The organism is Marinobacter sp., assembly GCF_040904845.1.
In the GTDB taxonomy this organism is placed as follows: domain Bacteria; phylum Pseudomonadota; class Gammaproteobacteria; order Pseudomonadales; family Oleiphilaceae; genus Marinobacter.
On record NZ_JBBDSR010000068.1, the window covers coordinates 1 to 21,825 of the forward strand.

Here is a 21,825-nt window from a genome sequence, read left to right on the forward strand (position 1 = left end):
CACATGGTGCATAGGGCGTAGCGGCCGCCGCTGCGTTGCAGCTGGTGGGCAGCGGTCTGCAGCAGTCGTGCGCCGGACATGCCCAGAGGATGGCCCAGGGCGATGGCACCGCCGTTGGGATTCACCCGGGGATCGTCGTCGGCCACGCCCAAGTCACGCAGAACCGCCAGGCCCTGTGCGGCAAAAGCTTCGTTGAGCTCGATCACGTCAATATCATCAATACTGATGCTCTGTTTTGCCAGCAGTTTGCGCACTGCGGGTACCGGGCCGATGCCCATGACGCGCGGTTCCACACCGGCGGTGGCCATACCGAGGATTTTAGCCATCGGTTTCAGGCCGTGGGTTTTCACGGCGCTGTCGCTGGCCACCAACATGGCAGCCGCACCGTCGTTCACGCCGGAGGCGTTGCCAGCGGTGACGCTGCCGTTCTCGCGAAATGGGGTGGGCAGAGTGGCGAGTTTCTCCAGCGTGCTTTCACGAGGGTGTTCGTCGGTATCGAATACCAAAGGGTCCTGCTTGCGGCGCGGAATGGACACCGGCACGATTTCCTCGGCGAAGCGACCTTCCCTCTGGGCGCGTGCGGTTTTTTCCTGGGAGCGGAAGGCAAACAGATCCTGGTCTTCCCGCGAGACCTTGTACTGCTCGGCGACATTTTCCGCCGTTTCCGGCATGGAATCGATGCCGTACTGCTTCTTCATCAGCGGGTTCACGAAGCGCCAGCCGATGGTGGTGTCTTCAATCTTCTGGCTTCGGGAGAAGGCTGAGTCAGCCTTGCCCATGACATAGGGCGCGCGGGACATGGACTCCACGCCGCCAGCCAGCACCAGATCCATTTCACCGGCGCGGATGGCGCGAAAAGCGGTACCGACGGCGTCCATACCTGAGCCGCAAAGTCGGTTGAGGGTGGTGCCGGGTACGGAAGTTGGCAAACCGGCCAGCAGGGCAGACATGCGGGCGACATTGCGGTTGTCTTCACCGCCCTGGTTGGCGCAGCCCATCATCACTTCGTCAATGGCTGCCGGGTCCAGTTCCGGGGCTTGCTCCAGCACCGCTTTAAATATGTGAGCGGCGAGGTCGTCCGGGCGAACGGCGGCCAGAGTGCCGCCGAAACGACCGATGGCCGAGCGGCGGGGATGGCAGAGATAAACGTCAGTCATGGTAGTCCTCACTATTGGCCGGATTGCGATGAAGAGTGGTGGGCGTCGGTTCTTGCTTTTAAGTCACGCAGAACGTCCAGCTCTTTCGCGGTCGGCTCGGGCGTGGTTGCCAACTGATCGGCAAAGCGGATCTCCCAGCCGGTAGCCTCAATCACCTGTTCCCGGCTCACGTTCGGATGCAGGGAGGTGACGACCAGTTCTTTGGTGTCCGGGTCCGGCTTGAGTATGCACAGGTCGGTAATAACCACGGTGGGGCCCCGGCCAATGTTGGGCACGTTATCCCGGGCCTTGCCGTCACGGCCGAAGCCGACGGTGGTCACGAAGTCCACATCTTTCACGAAGGTGCGTTTGGAGTGCTTGACGGTAACGAATACTTCCTTCGCGTTGGTGGCAATCTCCGGCGCGCCGCCGCCACCGGGCAGTCGAACCTTGGGCTCGCGGTAATCGCCAATCAGGGTGGTATTAAGGTTGGCGAAACGGTCGATCTGGGCGGTGCCCAGGAAGCCCACACTGATGTGCCCGCCCTGCAGCCAGTAGCGGAACATTTCCGGCACGGCGACCGTGGTCAGGGCGGATTCACACAACTCGCCGTCGCCGATGGACAGCGGCAGTACGTCCGGCTTGGTCTGCAGAGTACCGGATTCGTAGATCAGGGTGACATCGGGCGCGTGGGTGAGTCGGGCCAGGTTGGCCGCCTCGCTGGGCAGGCCAATGCCGACGAAGCAGGTCATGTCGCTGGTCAGTGCGCGGGCGGCAGTGACGCTCATCATTTCCGAAGAGGTAAATTCAAGACTCATCACGCAGCTCCTTTTTCGAATACGTTGTCTGTCAGCCAGGCCTGGAAAGTGTCCCGGTCACGGGCGATGCCGTCCCATTCTTTGTAGAAGGCGTTATCACGGTCGTAATAACCCAGGGCGTAGGACGGGCTCGCGCCTTTCGGTGCTTCGGCAATGGCGGTGATAGCCCAGGACGGCAGTACGCAGGCGTTCACGCCAGCGTCCAGGTCGTCGACGATTTCTTCCACCGTCACGATGCTGCGCTTGGCGGCCAGCACCACTTCCTTCTGGATGCCAACGATGCCTTCGATCAGCACGTTGCCCTTGCGGTCGGCGCGCTGGGCATGAATCACTGATACATCCGGGCGCACGGAGGGCACGGCAGCCAATCGCTCACCGGTAAACGGGCAGTCGATGAATTTGATCTGGTCATTTACTTTTGGCAGATCGCTGCCGACGTAACCACGCAGGACCGCAAATGGCAGTCCGGCGGCACCGGCCTCGTAGGCACAGGCCATGGCGGCGTGGCTGTGTTCCAGAATCTCCAGTTTGTTGGGCCAGCCTTTTTCAACCGCGTCCCGCAGACGGTGCAGGGAACCCACGCCGGGGTTGCCGCCCCAGGAGAAGATCAGTTTCTTTGCGCAGCCGGCACCGATCATCTGGTCATAGATCAGGTCCGGGGTCATGCGGATCAGGGTCAGGTTACGCGTTTCCTGACGGATGATTTCGTGACCCGCCGCGAACGGAATCAGGTGCGTGAAGCCTTCCATGCAGACCGTGTCGCCGTTGTTGATATGGCGGCTCACGGCCTCCTGAAGGGAGAGGAATTCAGCCATTTAAGTGTCTCCATTGTGCTTTGCTTGATAAGTTCGATATACGAACATATGTTTAATATGCGAACATAATGGCGTGATTGGTTTGATGTCGTCAAGTACAAATATTCACCAGTTGGCAAAATTGCACGGATGTTCGGAGTGCGAACCAACTGATACCATGCGCTGATATGGAATTCCGAAGGCGCTGAAGGAGCCGGAATGGACGAACAGATTCTCAAGCCGGGTGACCGGGATTATGTGGGTGCCCTGGCTTCAGGGCTGGACGTGTTGCAGGCCTTCGACGCTGAGCATCCCCGCATGACCCTGAGCGAGGTGGCGGCACGGACGGACATGGACCGGGCCAAGGCGCGGCGTTTTCTGCTCACGCTCCATGCGCTGGGGTTCGTGAAGCGCACCGGACGGCAGTTCGAGCTCACTCCACGGGTATTGCAGCTCGGCTACGCCTACCAGGCATCGAACCAGTACCGGGCGGTGATCCAGCAATATCTGGAAGACATCACCGCCGAATTGGGGGAGTCGTCCTCGCTGGCGGTGCTGGACGGTGATGATGTGGTGTACGTGGTGCGTTCATCTGCCCGGCATCGCTTGATGGCTATTACTCTTTCGGTAGGAACGCGGTTACCGGCGGCCTATACGTCCATGGGGAGAGTGCTGCTGGCGCAATTGTCGGAAGCTGAGCGGGAGGCCTTTCTGGCGAGGGTAAAGCTTGAGGCGTTTACGGCTTCGTCTGTGACCAGTGCAGGTGTGTTGAAGGATGAAATCATCAAAGTCCGTGAGCAGGGCTATTCCATTGTGGACCAGGAGCTGGATTCCGGGCTTCGCTCCGTGGCGGTGCCGGTGTTTGCGGGTAACGGCGAGTTGCTGGGGGCGATCAACATCAGCACCAACGCGGCGCGGGTGGATATGGCAACGCTGATGGGGGTGTATTTGCCGCGCTTGCAGAGGGCGGCCGAGGCGGTGCGGCGGACGACGCAGTAGGTGGGAAAGTTTCGGTGTCCGGTTAGCTCCGTTGTCGGATTACGCTTTGCTAATCCGACCTACAGGTTTGCATATTCCGGCGTAGGTCGGATTAGGCGAAGCCGTAATCCGACACCATATCCGCAACGTCCCCCGTAGGTTGGATTAGAACCGCAAAGCGGTTCGTAAACCGACACGCCGCCCACGTATAGGGCGCACCTCTCTCACGGATACCGCCCCGTTAGCCGGTTCTCCACCAATTCATCCAGAATGGTATTGGCCAGCCGCATCACCGCGTTTGGATTCTCTCCCTGCCGCCGCGATGCGATCACCGGCACAGTAATGTTGTCGTCTTCCAGAGGCATGTAGTCCACCCCCTCCCGTTGCAAACGCCGGACCTGCTCCGGCACCAGGGTAAAACCCATATCCGACGCCACCAGCGATAGCGCCGTCTGCACATCATTTACTTGCTGGATCACGTTGACGCGTAAGCCCCGCCGGTGGAACAGGCCCTGGGTCAGGTCGGCGAAGTTGGGGCCGGGGCCGGAGGGGAAGGTGATCATCGGCCATTCAGACAGCTCTTTCATGGATGGTGGATGCCGGGTCAGCGGGCTGCCGGCGGGGATGGCGGCAATCATGGGCTCATCAAACAGTAGCTCCTGGTCCACATCCGGGTCCTCAATGCGCACCCGGCCAAAACCGATGTCGATCTTGCCCGCTTTCAGCGCATCCACCTGTTCCCGGGTCTTCAGTTCGTGGAGGATGATTTCCAGGTTTTTGTTACGCCGTAGCCGCCTGACCATCAGTGGTAGTTGCCCGTAGAACACCGAGGGCACGAACCCGATGGAGAACACCGTCTTGCGATGCTGGGCAATTCGACGGGTGTCGTTCACGGTCGCGGCCACCTTGTCGAGAACCTGTCGTGCCTGTTCCAGGAAATACTCGCCGCCGGTGGTCAGCTCCAGGCCCCGGGGTTTACGGATGAACAAATCGGCACCCACCTCCTCCTCCAGTTGTTTGATGGCACGGGTCAGCGGTGGCTGCGCAATAAACAGCTTTTCAGCGGCGCGGGTCAGGTTCAGTTCCTCTGCCACCGCCACGAAGTACCGCAGGTGTCTCAGTTCCATCCATACCTCCAGGGTATCGGTTAGTACTTAATCAATATTGGTTCATATCCGTGAAACTTCGTACTGTTCGAATCACAGCCTTTTTAACTTGCGATTCGGAGAGCCCATGTCCGCAACCATTCAGTCCATCGAAGCCATACTGGTCGATATTCCGACCATCCGGCCACACAAGCTTTCGATGACAACCATGGGCGTTCAGACCATGGTTATTGTGCGCCTGAGGGATTCCGACGGCATCGAGGGGCTGGGTGAGGCCACCACCATCGGCGGCCTGGCCTACGGCCCGGAAAGCCCCGAAAGCGTGAAGCTTACCATTGACACCTATTTCAAACCGCAACTGATCGGGCAGCCCTCGGATAACATCAATACCCTGAGGGTAATGTTAAACCGCTCAACCCGTGGCAACAACCTGGCCAAGTCCGCGATTGAAACCGCGCTGCTGGATTTTCAGGGCAAGCGGCTGAACTGTTCGGTGTCCGATCTATTTGGCGGTGCCGTGCATGGGCACATTCCAGTGCTTTGGACCCTGGCCAGTGGTGACACGGAAAAAGATATCGAAGAAGCTCTCGGCCTGATCGAAACCGGGCGCCACTGTGATTTCAAACTCAAGATCGGCTCACGAGCGCTGATGGACGACGTTCGGCATGTGGCTGCGATCAAGGCCGCCGTTGGTGAAACCGCCAGTGTCCGTGTTGATGTGAACCAGGCGTGGGATGAAGCCACCGCCGCCAGGGGCATGGCGGAATTACAGGCTGCAGGCATTGATCTGGTGGAGCAGCCCACACCGATGAAAGATTATGCCGCGTTGGTACGTCTGGCTCAGAAGTTTCATCTCCCCATTCTGGCCGACGAGGCGGTTGCCGATGCCAGCGAAATGTACAGCCTTGCCGCCGCCGGTTTTTCCGGTGCCGTCGCCCTCAAGATCGCCAAGGCCGGTGGCCCGGTGCGGGCCCTGGAACAGGCGGCCGTTGCGCAAGCGGCGGGTATCGGCCTCTATGGCGGCACCCTGTTGGAGGGCACGATCGGCACGGTTGCCGCCCTGCACGCCTGGTCCACTCTGGAAACCCTGCGCTGGGGCACCGAAATGTTCGGCCCGCTGCTGATGAAAGACGACATCGTGGTCAAGCCGCTGAACTTCCATAACAACGGCGTGGACCTGCCCAAAGGCCCGGGCCTGGGCATCGACATTGACGAAGACAAACTCGCTTTCTATCGCCGCAAAGACCAATAAACGGAGAAACGCACATGCTGTTCAAAGTTGAAATGAAGGTGAACATCCCGCACGACATGCCAGCTGACGTTGTGGCTGACATCAAGGCTCGGGAAAAGGCGTACGCCCAGGCTCTGCAAGAGCAAGGGAAGTGGCGTCACCTTTGGCGGGTGGCAGGCAGCTACGCCAACGTCAGCATCTTTGATGTGGAAGATAACACTGAATTACAGGATCTGGTCAGCAACCTTCCGCTGTTCCCCTATATGGACATTACCGTGGCGCCGCTATGCCGTCATCCGTCCTCGATTCATGAGGATGATCGTTAACCCCGTATTCGTCACTACCGACGACCGAAGAGCACGTTGTTGCCAACTGATGGGATGTCTTGAGCAACAAAAACAAAAGACCGAGGAGACCAACAATGACCGTTAAAACCATGCAAACCGCTGATGTGAAGGAGCTGCTGGAAAAAGTAGCCGGATTTGATCAGGACGGTGGTAACCAGCGAATGAAGAAGATTGTTCACCGCGTGATGCACGATATCTTCCAGATTGTTGAGGATTTCGACGTCACCCCTGAAGAATTCTGGAGCGCCGTTTACTACGTAGGCGAGCTGGGTGCCAACGGTGAAGCGGCCCTGCTGGCTCCAGGCCTGGGCATGGACCGTTACCTGGACATCCGTCAGGATGCCGAAGACGAACAGGCCGGACTGACCGGCGGCACGCCCCGCACCATCGAGGGCCCGCTGTACGTTGCCGGTGCGCCCATCAGCGATGGTTTTGCCCGTATGGACGATGGCTCCGACAACGACGCGGAAGTGATTCTGATCAAAGGTCAGGTTACCGACGAGAACGGCGAGCCATTGGCCAACGCCATTGTCGACATCTGGCACGCCGACACCAACGGTGCTTACTCCTACTTCGACCAGTCCCAGAGCGAGTACAACCTGCGCCGTCGCATCAAGACCGATGGCGAGGGTCGTTACGCTGCCCAGAGCATCATGCCGTCTGGCTACGGCTGCCCGCCGGAGGGTTCCACACAGCAGTTGCTTGACCAGCTTGGTCGCCACGGCCAGCGCCCTGCACATATCCATTATTTCGTGTCCAAACCCGGCCACAAGCACCTGACCACCCAGATCAACATTGCCGGCGACGAATACACCTACAGCGATTTCGCCTTCGCCACCCGCGAAGAACTGGTGGTGGAAGCCAAGAAAGTGGATCAGTCCGAAATCGGTGCGAAGCACGGTGTCACCGGCCCGATTACCGAGGTTGAGTTCAACGTGACCCTGGTGGCCACCGACAAGCCCGAGCTCCAGGAGCGCCATGCACGTCAACGCGCGCTGGAAACAGACGCGGCGTAAGCGCCACCCAAGAACAAGACGGAGTGAACGACATGACCAGCAAACTCGAAAAACTCGCAGACAAGGTCCGCAACGCCGTAGTGGCCGACCCGGAAACCGGCCGCTATCAGTGTGATCGCGGCATCTTCACCGACCAGGAACTGTTCGACCTGGAGATGAAACACATCTTCGAAGGCAACTGGGTATACCTGGCCCACGAGAGCCAGATCCCCGAGCCGGGCGACTACTACACAACCACCGTTGGCCGTCAGCCGGTGGTGGTCACCCGCACCAAAGATGGCGAGCTTCAGGCCATCCTGAACACCTGCTCACATCGGGGTGCGACCCTGTGCCGCAAGAAGCGGGGCAACAAAACCTCCTTCACCTGCCCGTTCCACGGCTGGACCTTCCGTAACGACGGTACCTTGCTGAAAGCCAAGGACCAGAAAAAAGGCGGCTATCCGGACAACTTCAATACCGATGGCTCCCATGATCTGAAGCATCTGCCGAAGTTCGAATCCTATCGCGGCTTCCTGTTTGGCAGCCTGAATAGCGATGTACTGCCGCTGGATGAGCACCTTGGGGAAACCACCAAGATCATCGACAACATCGTCGACCAGGCGGAAGACGGTCTGGAAGTGCTGCGCGGCGCGTCCACCTATACCTATGAGGGCAACTGGAAGCTCACCGCCGAAAACGGTGCCGATGGCTACCACGTGGGTACCGTGCATTGGAACTACCTGTCCACCATGGGCCAGCGCAACTACGACAAAGGCGGCACCGAAGCCGTGGACGCCAAGAGCTGGTCGGCCGAAGGCGGCTTTTACACCTTCGACAATGGCCACATCATGCTGTGGACCCGCCTGACCAACCCGGAAGTACGTCCGGTGTTCGGTCACCTGGAGCGGCTGGAGGAGCGCTTCGGTGAGGCCCGCGCTGACTCGATTGTGCGCACCACCAAAAACCTGTGTCTGTACCCGAATGTGTACCTGATGGACCAGTTCTCCACGCAGATCCGGGTGTTGCGGCCGATTTCGGTCAACAAGACCGAGGTCACCATCTATTGCTGGGCACCAAAGGGTGAGCCGGCGGCGGACCGCACCAAACGCATTCGCCAGTACGAAGATTTCTTCAACGTGACCGGCATGGGCACGCCTGACGATCTGGAAGAGTTCCGGGCCTGCCAGAAAGGCTACGAAGCCGAAGGCCTCAAGTGGAACGATATGAGTCGTGGTGCCAAGCACTGGATTGACGGCCCCGATGACCACGCTAACCAGCTGGGCATGAAGCCGATCATGAGCGGTGCCAAGCCGGAAGACGAAGGCATCTATGTCAACCATCACCAGCATTGGGTGGAAGAGATGACTCGTGCCATTCAGTCAGAGCGTGCCCGTTTCATCGCAGTAACGTCAGAGGAGGCCTCAGCATGAGCTTTAGCTACCAGGACATTCAGGCGTTTATTTTCCGTGAGGCCAGATTACTGGACGACCGCCAGTGGGATGATTGGCTGACCTGTTACAGCGAAGACGTCGTCTACTGGATGCCAGCGTGGGATGACAACGATGAGCTCACCGAAGATCCGCAGAGTGAGATTTCGCTGATCTATTACCCGAATCGCAACGGCCTGGAAGATCGGGTGCACCGGATCAAGACCGAGCGTTCCGGTGCCAGCTCCCTTCCGGAGCCCCGTACGACGCACATCACCAGCAACCTGGAAATCCTGTCACAGGACGGTGACACCATGGAAATCCGGTTCAACTGGCACACGCTGAACCAGCGTTACAACGAGACCTCGAGCTTTTTTGGCACCTCTTTCTACACCCTGGATGTCAGCGGCGAACAGCCACTGATTACTTACAAGAAGATGGTGTTGAACAACGATTACATCAATCAGGTTATGGATATCTATCACCTTTGATACCAAGCCCGGACATCACGGCCGATTGGTGGGGAGCCAAATATGAGTTACAACATCGCACTGAACTTCGAAGACGGCGTGACGCGTTTCATCGCCTGTAACGAGGGTGAAACCGTTCTGGACGCCGCATTCCGGTCACAGATCAACCTGCCCATGGATTGCTCCGATGGCGTCTGCGGCACCTGCAAGGGTGCCTGTCGCCAGGGCGAATTCGACATGGGTGATGAGTACCTGGAAGAGGCGCTGTCCGACGAAGAAGTGGCGCAGGGTATGGTCCTTACCTGCCAGATGGTGCCGTCCGGTGATTGTGTGGTGGAAGTGCCGGTTGCGTCTTCCATGTGCAAGACCGGGAACGCCGAAGTCAGTGGCACCGTTGCCGAGGTCAATCTGATCTCGGCAACGTCCATTGAACTGAAGATCACCGCCGACGACGATCTCGCGTTCCTGCCGGGTCAGTACGTCAATATCGGCGTGCCCGAGACCGAGGAAACCCGTTCCTATTCGTTCAGCTCGAAGCCTGGTAGCCGGGAACTCAGTTTTCTGATCCGCAACGTGCCGGGGGGGCTGATGAGCTCCTGGCTGGTGGGCAAAGCCCGCACCGGTGACAGGGTCAAACTGACCGGCCCCATGGGTAGCTTCTACCTGCGTCCGATCGAGCGCCCGGTGCTGATGCTGGCCGGTGGCACCGGTCTGGCACCGTTCCTGGCGAAGCTGGAGCACATGAAAGCCAACGGCTGCGACCTGCCGACCCATCTGGTGTACGGCGTCAGCAGTGAGGATGATCTGGTGTGTCTGGACATTCTTGACCGCTTCACCGAAGAGCTGGACAACTTCAGCTACGTCACCTGTGTCTCCGGTAAAGACAGCAACCATCCACGCAAGGGCTATGTGACTCATCACATGGAGGAAGCGCCGCTGAATGAAGGCGATGTGGACGTTTATCTGTGTGGGCCGCCGCCGATGGTCGATTCCGTGCTGAGCTTCTTCCGTGAGAAGGACATCCAGCCGCACTCGTTCCATTATGAGAAATTCACCCCGAGTGTGCCCGGGGCGGAGGAGAAAGTCGCATGAAAAATCGCTTCACCGATAAGGTCGTGGTGATTACCGGCGCTGCCCAAGGCATCGGCAAACGTGTGGCCCAGTTGGCCGCCGCAGAAGGTGCCAGGCTGTTGCTGGTTGATATCGCGGATTATGTACAGGGGTTCGCCGCAGAGTTGCGCGACCAGGGTGCCGAGGCCGTCGCCGTTCAGGCCAACCTGGAAACCTGGGCTGGTGCCGAAACCACCATGGCGGAAGCGCAAAAGCAGTTCGGCCGCATCGACATCCTGATCAACAACGTGGGCGGCACCATCTGGGCGCAGCCGTTCGAGCACTACACGCCGGAGCAGATTGAAAAGGAAATCCAGCGCTCGCTGTTCACCACCCTGTGGTGTTGCCGCGCGGTGCTGCCTTACATGCTGGGGCAAAAAGGCGGTGTGATTGTGAACGTGTCGTCGGTGGCAACGCGGGGTTTGATGCGGGTGCCCTATGGCGCGGCCAAGGGCGGCGTGAACGCGCTGACGGTGAATATGGCGTATGAGTACGCACCGCACAATATCCGTGTGAATGCCGCGGCTCCCGGTGGCACCGAGGCACCCCCGCGACTGACGCCACGCAATGCCAAAGAGCAGAGTGAGCAGGAAAAAGCGTGGTACCAGACGCTGATTGACCAGACCACGGACAACAGCCTCATGCACCGCTATGGAACCCTGGATGAACAGGCCGAACCCATCCTGTTCCTGGCATCGGATGCGTCTTCCTACATGACCGGTACTGTCCTGCCAGTGGCAGGCGGCGACTTGGGTTAGCCAATCACATAACTCCGCACAACAACAAACGCGGAAGTGAGAGATCATGAGAAACATCGACGTAAACGACGTTATTGATAACGCCGCATTCAACAAGTTTCACTGGAAGGTGCTCTTCTGGTGCACCCTGATCATCATCTTCGACGGCTACGATCTGGTAATCTACGGCGTCGTGCTTCCCATCCTGATGGATCAGTGGGAGCTGAGCCCATACGTGGCCGGCCTGCTCGGAAGTAGCGCTCTGTTTGGCATGATGTTCGGTGCCATGGGCTTCGGCATGCTGTCGGACCGGCTGGGACGGAAGAAAGTCATTATCGGCTGTGTGGTGCTGTTCAGCGTCACCACGGTGATCAATGGCTTTGCCACCACGCCCTGGCAGTTCGGCATTCTGCGCTTTATTGCCGGGCTGGGCATTGGCGGCGTCATGCCGAACGTGGTCTCGCTGATGAGTGAATACTCACCGGCGAAGCGTCGGAGTACTCTGGTGGCCCTGATGTTCAGTGGCTACGCGGTGGGCGGCATGGTGTCCGCTGGCCTGGGAATCTGGATTGTGCCCAACTTTGGTTGGGAGATCATGTTCTATCTGGCGGTCGTGCCGATGGCGATGCTGCCATTCATGCTTAAATTCCTGCCGGAATCGGTCGCTTTCCTGATGGCCCAGAAGCGTGAGGGCGAGGCCCGGAAGATTCTTACGCAAGTAGCTCCGTTCAAGCACATCACAGAGCAGGATGTATTGACCGTTCCACCGACCACGAACAGCAAGGCACCGGTGCTGGAATTGTTTCGCGATGGCCGGGCCATGAGCACGCTGATGTTCTGGGTAGCGTTCTTTTGCTGCCTGCTGATGGTCTATGCCCTGGGATCCTGGTTGCCGAAACTGATGTCCAACGCCGGCTATGCCCTGACCTCCAGCCTGATGTTCCTGATGGTACTGAACATCGGTGCGATTGTTGGTGCGGTTGGTGGCGGCTGGCTGGCGGACCGCCTGTCACTCCGCTCGGTGCTGGTGGCGTTCTTTATTCTGGGCTCGGGGTCACTGGTGCTGCTGGGGTATGAGAACCCGATGTGGGTGCTGTATACGCTGGTGGGTATTGCCGGTGCCACCACCATCGGTTCTCAGATCCTGCTGTACGCTTACGTGGCCCAGTATTATCCCACCAGCATCCGTTCCACGGGGCTGGGCTGGGCCTCCGGCATCGGCCGTAACGGCGCTATTGTCGGGCCACTGCTGGGCGGTGCGCTGCTGACCATGGCGCTGCCACACCAGATGAACTTCCTGGCACTGGCGGTGCCGGGTGCCATCGCCACGGTGGCCATTGCACTTGTTGGCCGTCGTGGTCTTGGCCTTGATACGGAGCCCGCGATGCAAAACGCCGGTATGGCAACGGGCAGTCAGTAACGAATTGGAGCGTTGATGCGACCCACGGGTAGACAGTCAGTCTGACCCTTCTTGGCCCCGGCGCACAAGCGTCTGGGGCCCTTTTTCGTTAAGACGAATCATAAAATCAATAATGGATTCATGCTTATGTCGAGATTTCTGAAAGACCTTTCCGTGCCCGCCATCGTCGCCGGGTTTCTGGCGGTACTGGTGTCTTATTCCGGCCCACTGGCGATCTTTTTCCAGGCGGGGTCCAGCGCCGGTATCTCCACCGAGATGATGACGTCCTGGGTCTGGGCCATTTCCATGGGCGCGGCGATCTCCGGCATCATCCTGTCTATCTGGCTGAAAGCACCGGTGGTTACCGCCTGGTCCGCGCCGGGTACTGCGCTGCTGGTGACGCTGTTCCCGGAATTGTCCCTGAATGAAGCCATCGGTGCCTACATCACCGCTGCGATTATTATCTTTATCATCGGCGTATCCGGCACCTTCGATGCCTTTGTGCGTGCTATCCCCAAAGGCATAGCCGCCGGCATGATGGCGGGCATTTTGTTCCAGTTTGGTGTGGGTGCGTTTACTGCTATTGAATCCACCCCGGCCCTGGCCATTGGCATGCTGCTCTCTTATGTGGTGTTCCGTCGACTGTTTCCTAAATACACCCTGGTGCTTTTACTGATTGCCGGTGTGGTCTTGGCCGTGGTGCTTGAAGGAGCGTCGTTATCCGGTGTTCGCTGGAGCCTGGCCGTACCGCAATTTATCGAACCAGAGTGGACGCTGGGATCGACCCTGAGCCTGGCGATCCCACTGGTTCTGGTCAGCCTGACAGGGCAATTCCTGCCAGGCATGGCCATCATTCAGGGGGCCGGTTATCCGGTCAAAGCCAAGCCCATTATTGGGGTTACCAGTCTGGTGTCGCTGCCCATGGCGTTTTTTGGCGGTATCACCACGGTGGTGGCAGCGATCACGGCGGCAATCTGCACCAGCAAGGACGCCCATGAAGATCCGTCCCGGCGTTATGTGGCGGGTGTGTTTAACGGGGTTTTCTACCTGGTGGGTGGCCTGTTTGCGGGCACCATTGTCAGCCTGTTTACCTCATTGCCTGCGGCGTTCGTGGCGGTGCTGGCGGGCCTGGCGTTGTTGGGGGCTATCGGCGGAAACCTGTCTGCGGCACTGGAAGACGCCAGCCACCGGGAAGCATCGCTGATCACCTTTGTTGTGACTGCCTCTGGCATGTCATTGTTTGGGTTGTCGTCGGCATTCTGGGGGGTGGTCATTGGCTATGGCTGCTATCTCGTATTGAACGGCAGTGCCGGCAGAAAATGATGGTTGGATGGGTTAGGCTGATGGCTTACCCATTTTGCAGATTGAGTGGCCATGACTGAATCGACCAACCAGCCCTTCCGCTTCCGTTTCCGCGTCCGCTACGGCGAGTGTGACGCCCAGAGCGTGGTGTTCAACGCGCGCTACGCGGACTACGTGGACATCTCCGTCAACGAATACATCCGCACCCTGTTCGGGGATTACCAGAACCTGCTGGACCAGGATCTCGACATTCAGGTGGTGAGCCTGACGGTGAACTACCGGGCACCGGCGCGGTTTGATGAGGTTCTGGAAGCGCGGATCAAGGCGGGGAGGCTCGGCAACACCTCATTCACCCTGCATCTGGAGTTTGTTCGCTATGGGGATGAGCAGCTCGTGGCAGAGGCGGATATTACCTACGTGCTGATCCAGCCCTCTGAAATGGCGAAGACACCCGTCCCGGCATCGATCCGGGAAAAGCTAGAGGTGGGAGCCCCCGGCGTGATGATTAGCCACGCCGGGGAATAGGGTCCTTCAGGCTTTGGTTCAGCCGTCCTGAAGCGCCTGAACCACTGCCTTGGCGGCACCTTCTGACGACGCCGGGTTCTGGCCGGTGATCAGCTTGCCGTCGACCACAATGTGGGGAGCCCAGTCGTCACCTTTGGAGTAGGTGGCGGTGTTTTCCTTCAGCATGTCTTCCAGCAGGAAGGGCACGATACCGCTCAGCCCTACAGCCTCTTCTTCGCTGTTGCTGAAACCGGTGACTTCGCGGCCGCCGACAATGTTCTGCCCCGGTTTTACTTCCACATTCTTGAACACTGCCGGGGCGTGGCATACCGCACCGATGACTTTGTCCTGCTCGTAAGCGGCTTTGATCAGCGCGATGCTTTTCTCGTCGTTGACCAGATCCCAGAGCGGGCCGTGGCCGCCAGGATAGAAAACGGCATCGAACTGGTTCATGTCCACATCCGCCAGTTTTTTGGTGCTGGCGAGGGCTTCCTTGGCGTGGGCGTCCTGCTGGAAGCGCCGGGTGGTTTCCGTCAGTGCGTCTTCGGTTTCGCTGTTAGGGTCTATCGGCGGCTGGCCACCCTTGGGCGTCGCCAGGGTTAACTCCGCGCCGGCGTTTTTAAAGACATAGTAAGGAGCGGTGAACTCTTCCAGCCAGAAACCGGTTTTATGACCGGAGTCACCCATTTGGTCGTGAGAAGTCAGAACCATCAGAACTTTCATAGAATCTGTCCTTGTGCGTGATGGATGAATGGGACTTCGTACTTTCGTTAACTGCCCTGGTGTAAGACCTTGTGGCCCGTGCCGTCAAATTCAACCGTCGGGTGCTCGAAGTAACAACATGGCAACGAGGCCGCCGGCGATAACCGACACTACAATAGTTGGCCCCGCAGGCAGGTCGTAACCCGCTGATAGCAGCAGTCCGGTCGTGTGTCCTGCGAAGCAGGTCAGCACCGTGGCTGCCGTGGAGCGCCCCCGCATGCAACCAATCAGCAGCGGCGTGGCAATCAGGGAGGCAAAGACGACGTAGATGCCGGCCTGGTTGACGCAAACCGTGACGGCGAGCGCAAACAGTGGGAGAAAGAGCCGCTCCTGCATGAGCCCTGCGAGCCGAACGTGCCAGGCCCAAACCAGCCCGGCGACGAGGGCCAGAGGAATCAGGCTGGAGCCAGTCACCCAAAGCAGGTCGCCGTTGAAGGCATCGTTCAGGCGCTGGGCTCCGTGAGGGTCGCGACTGACCAGCAGCGTTGCAGCGCAGGCACCGAGCACGTACAACAGGCCGATCATTGCTTCCCGGCGATCCGGTGCAATACGAATCGCGCCCTGCACCAGAACCACGGCAACCATCGCAAAGCCGAGGGCGGCCGCCGGCTCGAACCGTGACCAGGCGTTCGGCAGCAGTTGCCCGCCGGCAATGGCACCCAGTGCGGCCCATTGGGCAATGGCCAGGTCCGCAAAAACCACGTTTCGCTCCAGCACCCGTTGGCCCAGGGGTACCAGCGATGTTGCCATCAACAGACTCGCTGCGATGGGCAGCAGCAACCAGAACCAGTCAGTCATCACGCACCGCGGCCGTGGCGTTGGCGAGCTGGTGCAGTTCCTCCACCAGATAGGACAGCAGGTGTTCCAGGCTGATGACCGGGCCGTCCTCCGTGACTGTGCCTGGCAAAACCCGAACCGGCAGGCCGGTTCGTTGGGCGAGCCAGTCTGCCGGGCGGCTGTCCTGATACTGTGCAACGATGATACCGGAGGCAGTGGCGAGAGCCGGGTCCTGCAGCACAGTGTTCAGATGGGATGCACTGGGTGGCAGGCCCGGTTTTGGCTCGAGATCAAAGGCCACGTCGACGCCAAGCCAGCGCAGCAGGTAGTCGAAGTTGCTGTGCTGAACACCCACAGTCATGCCTTCCAGATCCCGGGCCTTTTCGCGCCATTCGCCTTTGCTCAGGTTCCAGCGAACCTGCCATTGCAGCAGCCGCCTGCGCACGTCGACTGCCTGATCAGGCGCAATCGTCGCGAGCCTGTCGGCCAGCGCTGTGGCGATCTTTGGCAGGGCATCCGGATCAAGGTGGACGTGCGGATTACCTTCTGGGTGAACGTCACCCATACTCCGGTCCACGTGGTCATGGGGCTGGTAAAGTGGCACCTGCTCGGCGGCATAGAACAGCCCCGGTTTGCCCTCCTGAATGTCGCGGTTGGATGCCTGGCGAATCAGTGACGGCAACCAACCCGATTCCAGGGAAGCACCGGTGCATACCGCGAGGTCGGCCGTGCGCATGGCGGCGATCAGGCTTGGCCGGGCTTCAATGTAATGCGGGTCCTGGAACGCGGAGGTGGCTACCGTGATGTCGGCGTCTGGCATCAGAACTTCCGTCAGGCTTGCCCACTCCGGTTCACAGGCGAAAATGGATAGGGACGCCTGGGCCGGCAGTGATGTCAGCCCAAGTGTCAGTGTCAGAACGAAACGCTTAGAAACCATGGGCACCGTGCGCTCCAAAGCTCATGACGTATTGCAGCATGACGGTGTTGTCAGCCTCATCAAACCCGTGCGCTTCCTGGTGGGTGTATTGCAGGCGTACGGTGGAAAAGTGCGAGTGGGACCAGGCCAGCATCACATCGGTCTCTTTCAGTTCCTGGTCGTGGAAGTGATCGCCGTGGGCTTCTTTCAGATCTACCTCGCCGTATCGAACACCGGCAGACCACTGGGGCGCAAACTGATAAACCGCTGAGGCGTACCAGCCTTCGTGCACGTCATCGGATGTCGCATGTTCGTCCAGGTCATCCACGTAAAGATACTCGCCACTGAGCGTCAGTTGCTGCTGGCGGTTATTGCCGCCCGGTGCCCATTTCCACACCAGGTCTGCCATGTAGAGATTCTCACCCGTGTATTCGGCACCGTGGGAATGGCCGCCGTGCTCGTCATCATGGCCAGGCTCTTCCTCATGGCTGCCATGAATCTGGCGATTGTTCAGGTAAGACAGGCCTGCCTGCCAGCTTTGTGATCGGGAGAGATCACCACCGAACCGGGTATTGACGGTATACACGCCGATGTCCTCTTCGCCCTCCGACAGCCGGTTACCGTCAAAGGCCTCAGCACCCACCTGCCAGTAGAATGGCGTGGGCAACAGCAGGTTCACGCGCAGCCCATCGTCAAAATAGTGGCTGCCAAGCAGCGCGCGGTAGGCGGCAGGCCGCTCGACAAAGTCGTCCTCATGCAGGTGACGGCTGTTCAGGTAACCGACTTGGGAAAGAAACCGGCCCCCGCGAACGCTGACGTTGTAGGGCAGGCCGGTGGTCTGCAGGAAAGCTTCCTCCAGTTCCAGTTCGGTTTCGCCTTCGTGATCTTCCACCACTGCGGTCAACCTGCCTTCAAACAGGTCGTCGATGGGTGAAGAAAGCGACAGCTCGGTATGGCCGAGCCCGAAGCCTTCCTCACGGTGCGACAGCGCGGTGGCGTTCTGTTTGTAATAGCCATCCAGAACCACGCTGAGATCCGGGTTCAGTTCGTTGGCGAGGGTTGGCAAGGGAAGTATGACCGCTGACCATAGAGCTAGATAACGGTGGTGCACAGATATTCTCCTTTGTGACGTTATAACGTTTCTATTATCTCCGCCTTAAATGTTATGTTATAACGTATAAATTGTGAAGTGGTTTTCAGAAGTCCCGTTATTGCGCTCTCTCATTGGTCCACGCGGATAGACCAAATGGCAATGGTGGTTCGCTTCCTATCTGTATAAAATCCGGAGAAGTGAATGGTTAGCCTTTCGGCTTAGGAAATGACTGGAATTGACTGGAGAGTACGGAAAAATGGCAATCTGGACCCAAACACCCAATCTTGAGCAGATGATGAAAGCCAGCCAGAACACGGCGGTGCACCACTTGGGCATTGAATACCTGGAGGTGGGAGAAGACTTCGTGAAAGGGCGTATGCCGGTGGATGAGCGAACCGTCCAGCCTTTTGGCATCCTGCACGGCGGTGCCTCGGTTCTGCTGGCCGAAACCCTGGGGAGCATGGCGGCCAACTGCTGCCTGAAAGACCCGAACACGGTAGCCGTGGGGCTGGATATTAACGCCAACCACATCCGGCCGGCCATGAAGGGTTGGGTCTATGGCACCGCCAAAGCCATGCACATTGGCAGCGCGACCCAGGTGTGGGAGATTCGTCTGGAAAACGAGGACGGCAAAATCACCTGCATTTCGCGCCTCACCATGGCAGTCACCAAGCGCCCGTAAAACCCGGACGATTGCGGTCAGCCCAGGAGTATCTCCGGCTTCGGGCGTGTGGTAAAACGGGACCATTGCTCGTACTTGGGAGCGTTGCCATGGCTGACCACCGCAGTGTTTCGCTCTGGTACCTGGCGCTTGCCGCCGGACTGGTGCCGTTATTGACCATTCATGCCACCTTTCTGGTGTCTGTGCTGGAAGGGCATATTCCGTTCTGTATCCCCTATTGGGACAGCTGCACCAGCATCAGCCGCACCGGTCGTTATGGCTTTTCCTATTTCATTTTCAAAGGCACGATGCTCCCTGCGGCGGTTTTAGGGGTGCTGTTCTGGTGGTTCAACAGCCGCTGGCTTCAACAATTGGGCGTTCACTCACGGGGTGTTGCCTGCGTGCCTTGGCTCGGGTTGATCGCCTGCGTGGCACTGGGCGCTTACACTCTGGCGCTGGGGCATGCCGGAGAGGGCTTTAACCTGATCCGGCGCATCGGGGTGGTGCTGTATTTCTCGCTGACCTATATTTGTGAGCTCCTTGTCAGTGCTGGGCTACGTAGCCACCCGCTCTGGAAATCCACCGGTAACCGGCTGCTGAATCTGTGTCAGTTGACCCTCGGCGTGGGGATTCTATCGGTAATTCTTAACGGCGTGGCACCTGAGTTTTACAGCCGTAAGGACGATGCCTTTGAATGGATTCTGGCGCTTTTAATCAACGCGCATGCGCTCTGGTTGGCCATTTTGTGGCGTAAGAGCCGATTTCGAATTCGGTTATGGGCCGGTTAAGCCTGGGGTGGTGTGGACTCATGACCCAGACTGGGGTCTGCGCGAATACCCTAAATAGGGGATGTAGTCGCCACCGGCCAGTGAGATGCTCCGTCTGATGCTTTGGCCGACCCCGATTGAAAGGCCGGCTGCGGATGTAAAACTGACGGAGTGGATGTATGAATCACAAAAACAACGCGGGATTTGTAACCGGAAAACTGGCGCTGGCGGCAGCGGTCAGCCTGGTGATCGCTGGCTGTGGCGGCGGAGGCTCGAGTTCCTCCCCCAGCGGTGGCGACACAAGCACCCAAAGCGGGCAATTCAAAGACAGTAACGTGCAGGGCCTCACCTACACCATTGATGGCGAGTCCAGAACGACTGCTGCCGATGGTTCGTTTGAGTACGTCAGTGGCGACGCCATCACCTTCTCCCTTGGCAATGTGGAGCTGGGTACCGTGAGTGGGGATGAAATCATTACCCTGGTGCAGTTAATTGACGACGGTGCCACGGATCAGAACGCGGTGATTAACCGGGCCCGGCTGTTGCAATACCTCGACGCCAACCAGGACACCGCTGATGGCATCCGTATCCCGGCGGCACTGAGAGATGCTGCGGCTGACTGGGCCATTTCTGACTTTTCTGACAGTGCCGCCTTCGAGGCCGATGTGGCAGCGATTGAGGACGATGTGGAAGCCGAGATTACCGGTGCCACCTTACCAACCGCAGGGCAGGCCCGGGATCATATTGAACAAACCCAGCGTTGTGTCAGGGCGGGTGCGTATAGGGGTAGCTACAGAGGCTCCGACGCGGGACCGTTTGGGCTGTTGGTGAGTGCCCGGACGGGCGATGCCACAGGGGTGGCAATGAGCGAGATAAGTGAAGATTTCTTCTCGCTGGATGCCACGCAATCGGTCGCCCTGGATACCGAGGGAGCGTTTGTCAGTGGCAGTGCCAGCAGTGGAGCCAGCTTCAGAGGTGCATTCGATTCGGTGAACGCGCTATCGGGGAGCTGGGAGAACCCTTCTACGGCAGACAGCGGCAGTTTTTCCGGTCGCCGGGTCGGCGGTGATGCTGATGCGAAGTTCCGGTTTACGGGCAGCTTCTCCGGTGGTGATGGCGGCCTGTTCGCCTTTGACGTGAATGGCTCCAACGATGTTACCGGTGTGGCTTATAGCGTCTCCGAGGATGAGCTGTATGACATCTCCGGGAGCGTGGCAGGCAGCACGCTGACTGCTTCCTTCAGCGGTAATGCCGGTAGCATTAACGGTACGCTGGATCTGGACTCGGGCAGCCTGTCTGGCAGCTGGGATAACAGCGATGAAGGCGTAAGTGGTACGTTCAGTGGTGATGGCTGCGCGCTGAACTGACGTCGGTCGTCCAGGCTTCTCGAGCGCTGGCCTGTGCTCTGGAAGCCTGGCGGTCTTTCCACTTCTCTTTTTGCTTCTCCTCTCTCTATATCCGCTAGATCCCTTCAAGTGTCATTGGGCCCGTGCTTCTCATTCATCCTGTGCTAAATTGAAACGTCCGGATGATGAGGAAGCTATGAAAAATACTGATCCTGAAGCCGCCAAGGGTGTGCTCTATGGCCTCGCCGCCTACACCATGTGGGGCTGTTTCCCTTTGTATTTTGCCCTGTTTTCGGGTGTGCCAGCCTTTGAGGTGCTGGTTCATCGGGTGATCTGGTCGTGCGTGTTTCTTGCCGTGGTAGTGAGCTTTCTCAAACGCTGGCAGCCCATCAGAGCGGCACTGGCTCACCCGAAAAAACTGGGGGTGGTGTTCGGTTGCGCGGTGTTCATTGCCGTTAACTGGGGGGTGTATATCTACGCGGTAGAGACTCGCCATGTTCTGCAGGCCAGCCTTGGCTACTTTCTTACGCCATTGGTGAACGTGGGGTTGGGCATGCTGGTGTTGCGGGAGAGCATTACACGGTTGCAGATTGTCGCGGTGGCGTTGGCGACCGTTGCCATCCTGTACCAGTTGTTCCTGCTGGGCGTAGTGCCCTGGATAACCCTGGTGCTGGCCTTCAGTTTCGGTACTTATGGCTTGCTCCGCAAACAGGTTGAGCTGGACGGCCTTTCCGGACTATTCGTGGAAACGCTGTTGCTGTTACCCCTCAGCCTGCTGGCATTGGCGACACTCAGCGCTAATGGCACTTCCCATTTTGCCGATGAGCCGGCACTCACATGGCTGTTAATTTCCAGCGGTGTCGTCACCGCCATCCCATTACTGGCTTTTGCTGGCGCGGCTCGTAGGCTGCGCCTGGCCACCGTGGGCTTCCTCATGTACATCAACCCAACAATTCAGTTCCTGATTGCATTATTGGTGTTTCACGAACCGCTAAGCAACGAGAAGCTGATCAGTTTTGTGATGATCTGGGTGGCTTTGGGGGTTTACTCCTGGTCAGCGTGGTGTGGGCGACATCGCAGCGTAAAGCCTTGACCGGCGGTCTATATTGATCCTTTAGTCTACCCTTACCTCAAGTCAGTTACATGACT

Annotated in this window: 23 protein-coding genes; 15 read left to right on the forward strand and 8 right to left on the reverse strand. The window is 58.6% G+C overall.

Annotated elements, in window-relative coordinates:
- From pcaF to WD429_RS08590, 3 genes are all read right to left on the reverse strand, one after another.
- Positions 1-1,157 (reverse strand): 3-oxoadipyl-CoA thiolase (gene pcaF, locus WD429_RS08580; RefSeq protein ID WP_368421763.1); only part of this gene is annotated, 1,157 nt, incomplete at its 3' end.
- 11 nt (positions 1,158-1,168) lie between these two features.
- Positions 1,169-1,954, reverse strand: coding sequence for a CoA-transferase subunit beta (locus WD429_RS08585; protein WP_368421764.1), 786 nt, complete (start codon positions 1,952-1,954; stop codon positions 1,169-1,171).
- On the reverse strand, positions 1,954-2,769 hold the full coding sequence (locus WD429_RS08590; RefSeq protein WP_368421765.1) for a CoA transferase subunit A: 816 nt from the start codon (positions 2,767-2,769) through the stop codon (positions 1,954-1,956). The genes WD429_RS08585 and WD429_RS08590 overlap by 1 nt, the downstream gene beginning before the upstream one ends.
- Positions 2,770-2,967: 198 nt before the next feature.
- Between WD429_RS08590 and WD429_RS08595 the strand changes: the two genes are divergently transcribed.
- Positions 2,968-3,747 (forward strand): IclR family transcriptional regulator C-terminal domain-containing protein, encoded by a 780-nt coding sequence (locus tag WD429_RS08595; protein ID WP_368421766.1) that lies wholly within the window; start codon positions 2,968-2,970, stop codon positions 3,745-3,747.
- Between the two features lie 203 nt (positions 3,748-3,950).
- On the opposite strand, the gene WD429_RS08600 is transcribed toward WD429_RS08595, so the two are convergent.
- Positions 3,951-4,853, reverse strand: a complete 903-nt coding sequence (locus tag WD429_RS08600) for a LysR family transcriptional regulator (RefSeq protein ID WP_368421767.1) — start codon at positions 4,851-4,853, stop codon at positions 3,951-3,953.
- A gap of 106 nt (positions 4,854-4,959) precedes the next feature.
- Between WD429_RS08600 and WD429_RS08605 the strand changes: the two genes are divergently transcribed.
- The 10 genes from WD429_RS08605 to WD429_RS08650 all read left to right on the forward strand — a co-directional run bounded on the left by WD429_RS08605 (position 4,960) and on the right by WD429_RS08650 (position 14,375).
- Positions 4,960-6,084 (forward strand): muconate/chloromuconate family cycloisomerase, encoded by a 1,125-nt coding sequence (locus tag WD429_RS08605; protein WP_368059112.1) that lies wholly within the window; start codon positions 4,960-4,962, stop codon positions 6,082-6,084.
- Positions 6,085-6,098: 14 nt separating this feature from the next.
- The gene (gene catC / locus WD429_RS08610; RefSeq protein ID WP_368059114.1) at positions 6,099-6,389 is read left to right on the forward strand and encodes a muconolactone Delta-isomerase; all 291 of its coding nucleotides are present in this window, start codon (positions 6,099-6,101) and stop codon (positions 6,387-6,389) included.
- A 95-nt stretch (positions 6,390-6,484) separates the two neighbouring features.
- Positions 6,485-7,426, forward strand: a complete 942-nt coding sequence (gene catA, locus WD429_RS08615; RefSeq protein WP_368421768.1) for a catechol 1,2-dioxygenase — start codon at positions 6,485-6,487, stop codon at positions 7,424-7,426.
- Positions 7,427-7,458: 32 nt separating this feature from the next.
- Positions 7,459-8,835, forward strand: a complete 1,377-nt coding sequence (locus tag WD429_RS08620; protein ID WP_368421769.1) for a Rieske 2Fe-2S domain-containing protein — start codon at positions 7,459-7,461, stop codon at positions 8,833-8,835.
- Positions 8,832-9,323 carry a benzoate 1,2-dioxygenase small subunit gene (gene benB, locus WD429_RS08625; protein WP_368421770.1) on the forward strand — a complete coding sequence of 164 codons (492 nt, stop codon included), beginning with the start codon at positions 8,832-8,834 and terminating at the stop codon, positions 9,321-9,323. The genes WD429_RS08620 and benB overlap by 4 nt, the downstream gene beginning before the upstream one ends.
- A gap of 42 nt (positions 9,324-9,365) precedes the next feature.
- Positions 9,366-10,394, forward strand: a complete 1,029-nt coding sequence (gene benC / locus WD429_RS08630) for a benzoate 1,2-dioxygenase electron transfer component BenC (protein WP_368421771.1) — start codon at positions 9,366-9,368, stop codon at positions 10,392-10,394.
- The gene (gene benD, locus WD429_RS08635) at positions 10,391-11,170 is read left to right on the forward strand and encodes a benzoate diol dehydrogenase BenD (RefSeq protein ID WP_368421772.1); all 780 of its coding nucleotides are present in this window, start codon (positions 10,391-10,393) and stop codon (positions 11,168-11,170) included. Before benC ends, benD begins: the two co-directional genes overlap by 4 nt.
- 46 nt (positions 11,171-11,216) lie before the next feature.
- Positions 11,217-12,569: an MFS transporter gene (locus WD429_RS08640; RefSeq protein WP_368421773.1), complete on the forward strand. Its 1,353-nt coding sequence runs from the start codon at positions 11,217-11,219 to the stop codon at positions 12,567-12,569.
- A gap of 126 nt (positions 12,570-12,695) precedes the next feature.
- Positions 12,696-13,871 (forward strand): benzoate/H(+) symporter BenE family transporter, encoded by a 1,176-nt coding sequence (locus WD429_RS08645; RefSeq protein WP_368421774.1) that lies wholly within the window; start codon positions 12,696-12,698, stop codon positions 13,869-13,871.
- 51 nt (positions 13,872-13,922) lie between these two features.
- Positions 13,923-14,375 carry an acyl-CoA thioesterase gene (locus tag WD429_RS08650; RefSeq protein WP_368421775.1) on the forward strand — a complete coding sequence of 151 codons (453 nt, stop codon included), beginning with the start codon at positions 13,923-13,925 and terminating at the stop codon, positions 14,373-14,375.
- A gap of 18 nt (positions 14,376-14,393) precedes the next feature.
- On the opposite strand, the gene WD429_RS08655 is transcribed toward WD429_RS08650, so the two are convergent.
- From WD429_RS08655 to WD429_RS08670, 4 genes are all read right to left on the reverse strand, one after another.
- Positions 14,394-15,077 (reverse strand): type 1 glutamine amidotransferase domain-containing protein, encoded by a 684-nt coding sequence (locus WD429_RS08655; protein ID WP_368421776.1) that lies wholly within the window; start codon positions 15,075-15,077, stop codon positions 14,394-14,396.
- 90 nt (positions 15,078-15,167) lie between these two features.
- Positions 15,168-15,914 carry an ABC transporter gene (locus WD429_RS08660; protein WP_368421777.1) on the reverse strand — a complete coding sequence of 249 codons (747 nt, stop codon included), beginning with the start codon at positions 15,912-15,914 and terminating at the stop codon, positions 15,168-15,170.
- On the reverse strand, positions 15,907-16,830 hold the full coding sequence (locus WD429_RS08665) for a metal ABC transporter solute-binding protein, Zn/Mn family (RefSeq protein ID WP_368421866.1): 924 nt from the start codon (positions 16,828-16,830) through the stop codon (positions 15,907-15,909). The genes WD429_RS08660 and WD429_RS08665 overlap by 8 nt, the downstream gene beginning before the upstream one ends.
- Entirely contained in the window at positions 16,820-17,920 is a 1,101-nt protein-coding gene (locus tag WD429_RS08670) for a hypothetical protein (protein ID WP_368421778.1), read from the reverse strand. The genes WD429_RS08665 and WD429_RS08670 overlap by 11 nt, the downstream gene beginning before the upstream one ends.
- A gap of 238 nt (positions 17,921-18,158) precedes the next feature.
- On the opposite strand from WD429_RS08670, the gene WD429_RS08675 reads away from it, so the two are divergent.
- The 4 genes from WD429_RS08675 (at position 18,159) to rarD (ending at position 21,769) form a co-directional block, all read left to right on the forward strand.
- Positions 18,159-18,584: a hotdog fold thioesterase gene (locus WD429_RS08675; protein ID WP_368421779.1), complete on the forward strand. Its 426-nt coding sequence runs from the start codon at positions 18,159-18,161 to the stop codon at positions 18,582-18,584.
- Between the two features lie 89 nt (positions 18,585-18,673).
- A complete protein-coding gene (locus WD429_RS08680; RefSeq protein ID WP_368421780.1) occupies positions 18,674-19,351 on the forward strand; it encodes a hypothetical protein in 678 nt (225 codons plus the stop codon).
- 158 nt (positions 19,352-19,509) lie between these two features.
- Entirely contained in the window at positions 19,510-20,697 is a 1,188-nt protein-coding gene (locus WD429_RS08685; RefSeq protein ID WP_368421781.1) for a hypothetical protein, read from the forward strand.
- Positions 20,698-20,872: 175 nt separating this feature from the next.
- A complete protein-coding gene (gene rarD / locus WD429_RS08690; protein WP_368421782.1) occupies positions 20,873-21,769 on the forward strand; it encodes an EamA family transporter RarD in 897 nt (298 codons plus the stop codon).
- The last annotated feature ends 56 nt before the right edge of the window (positions 21,770-21,825 follow it).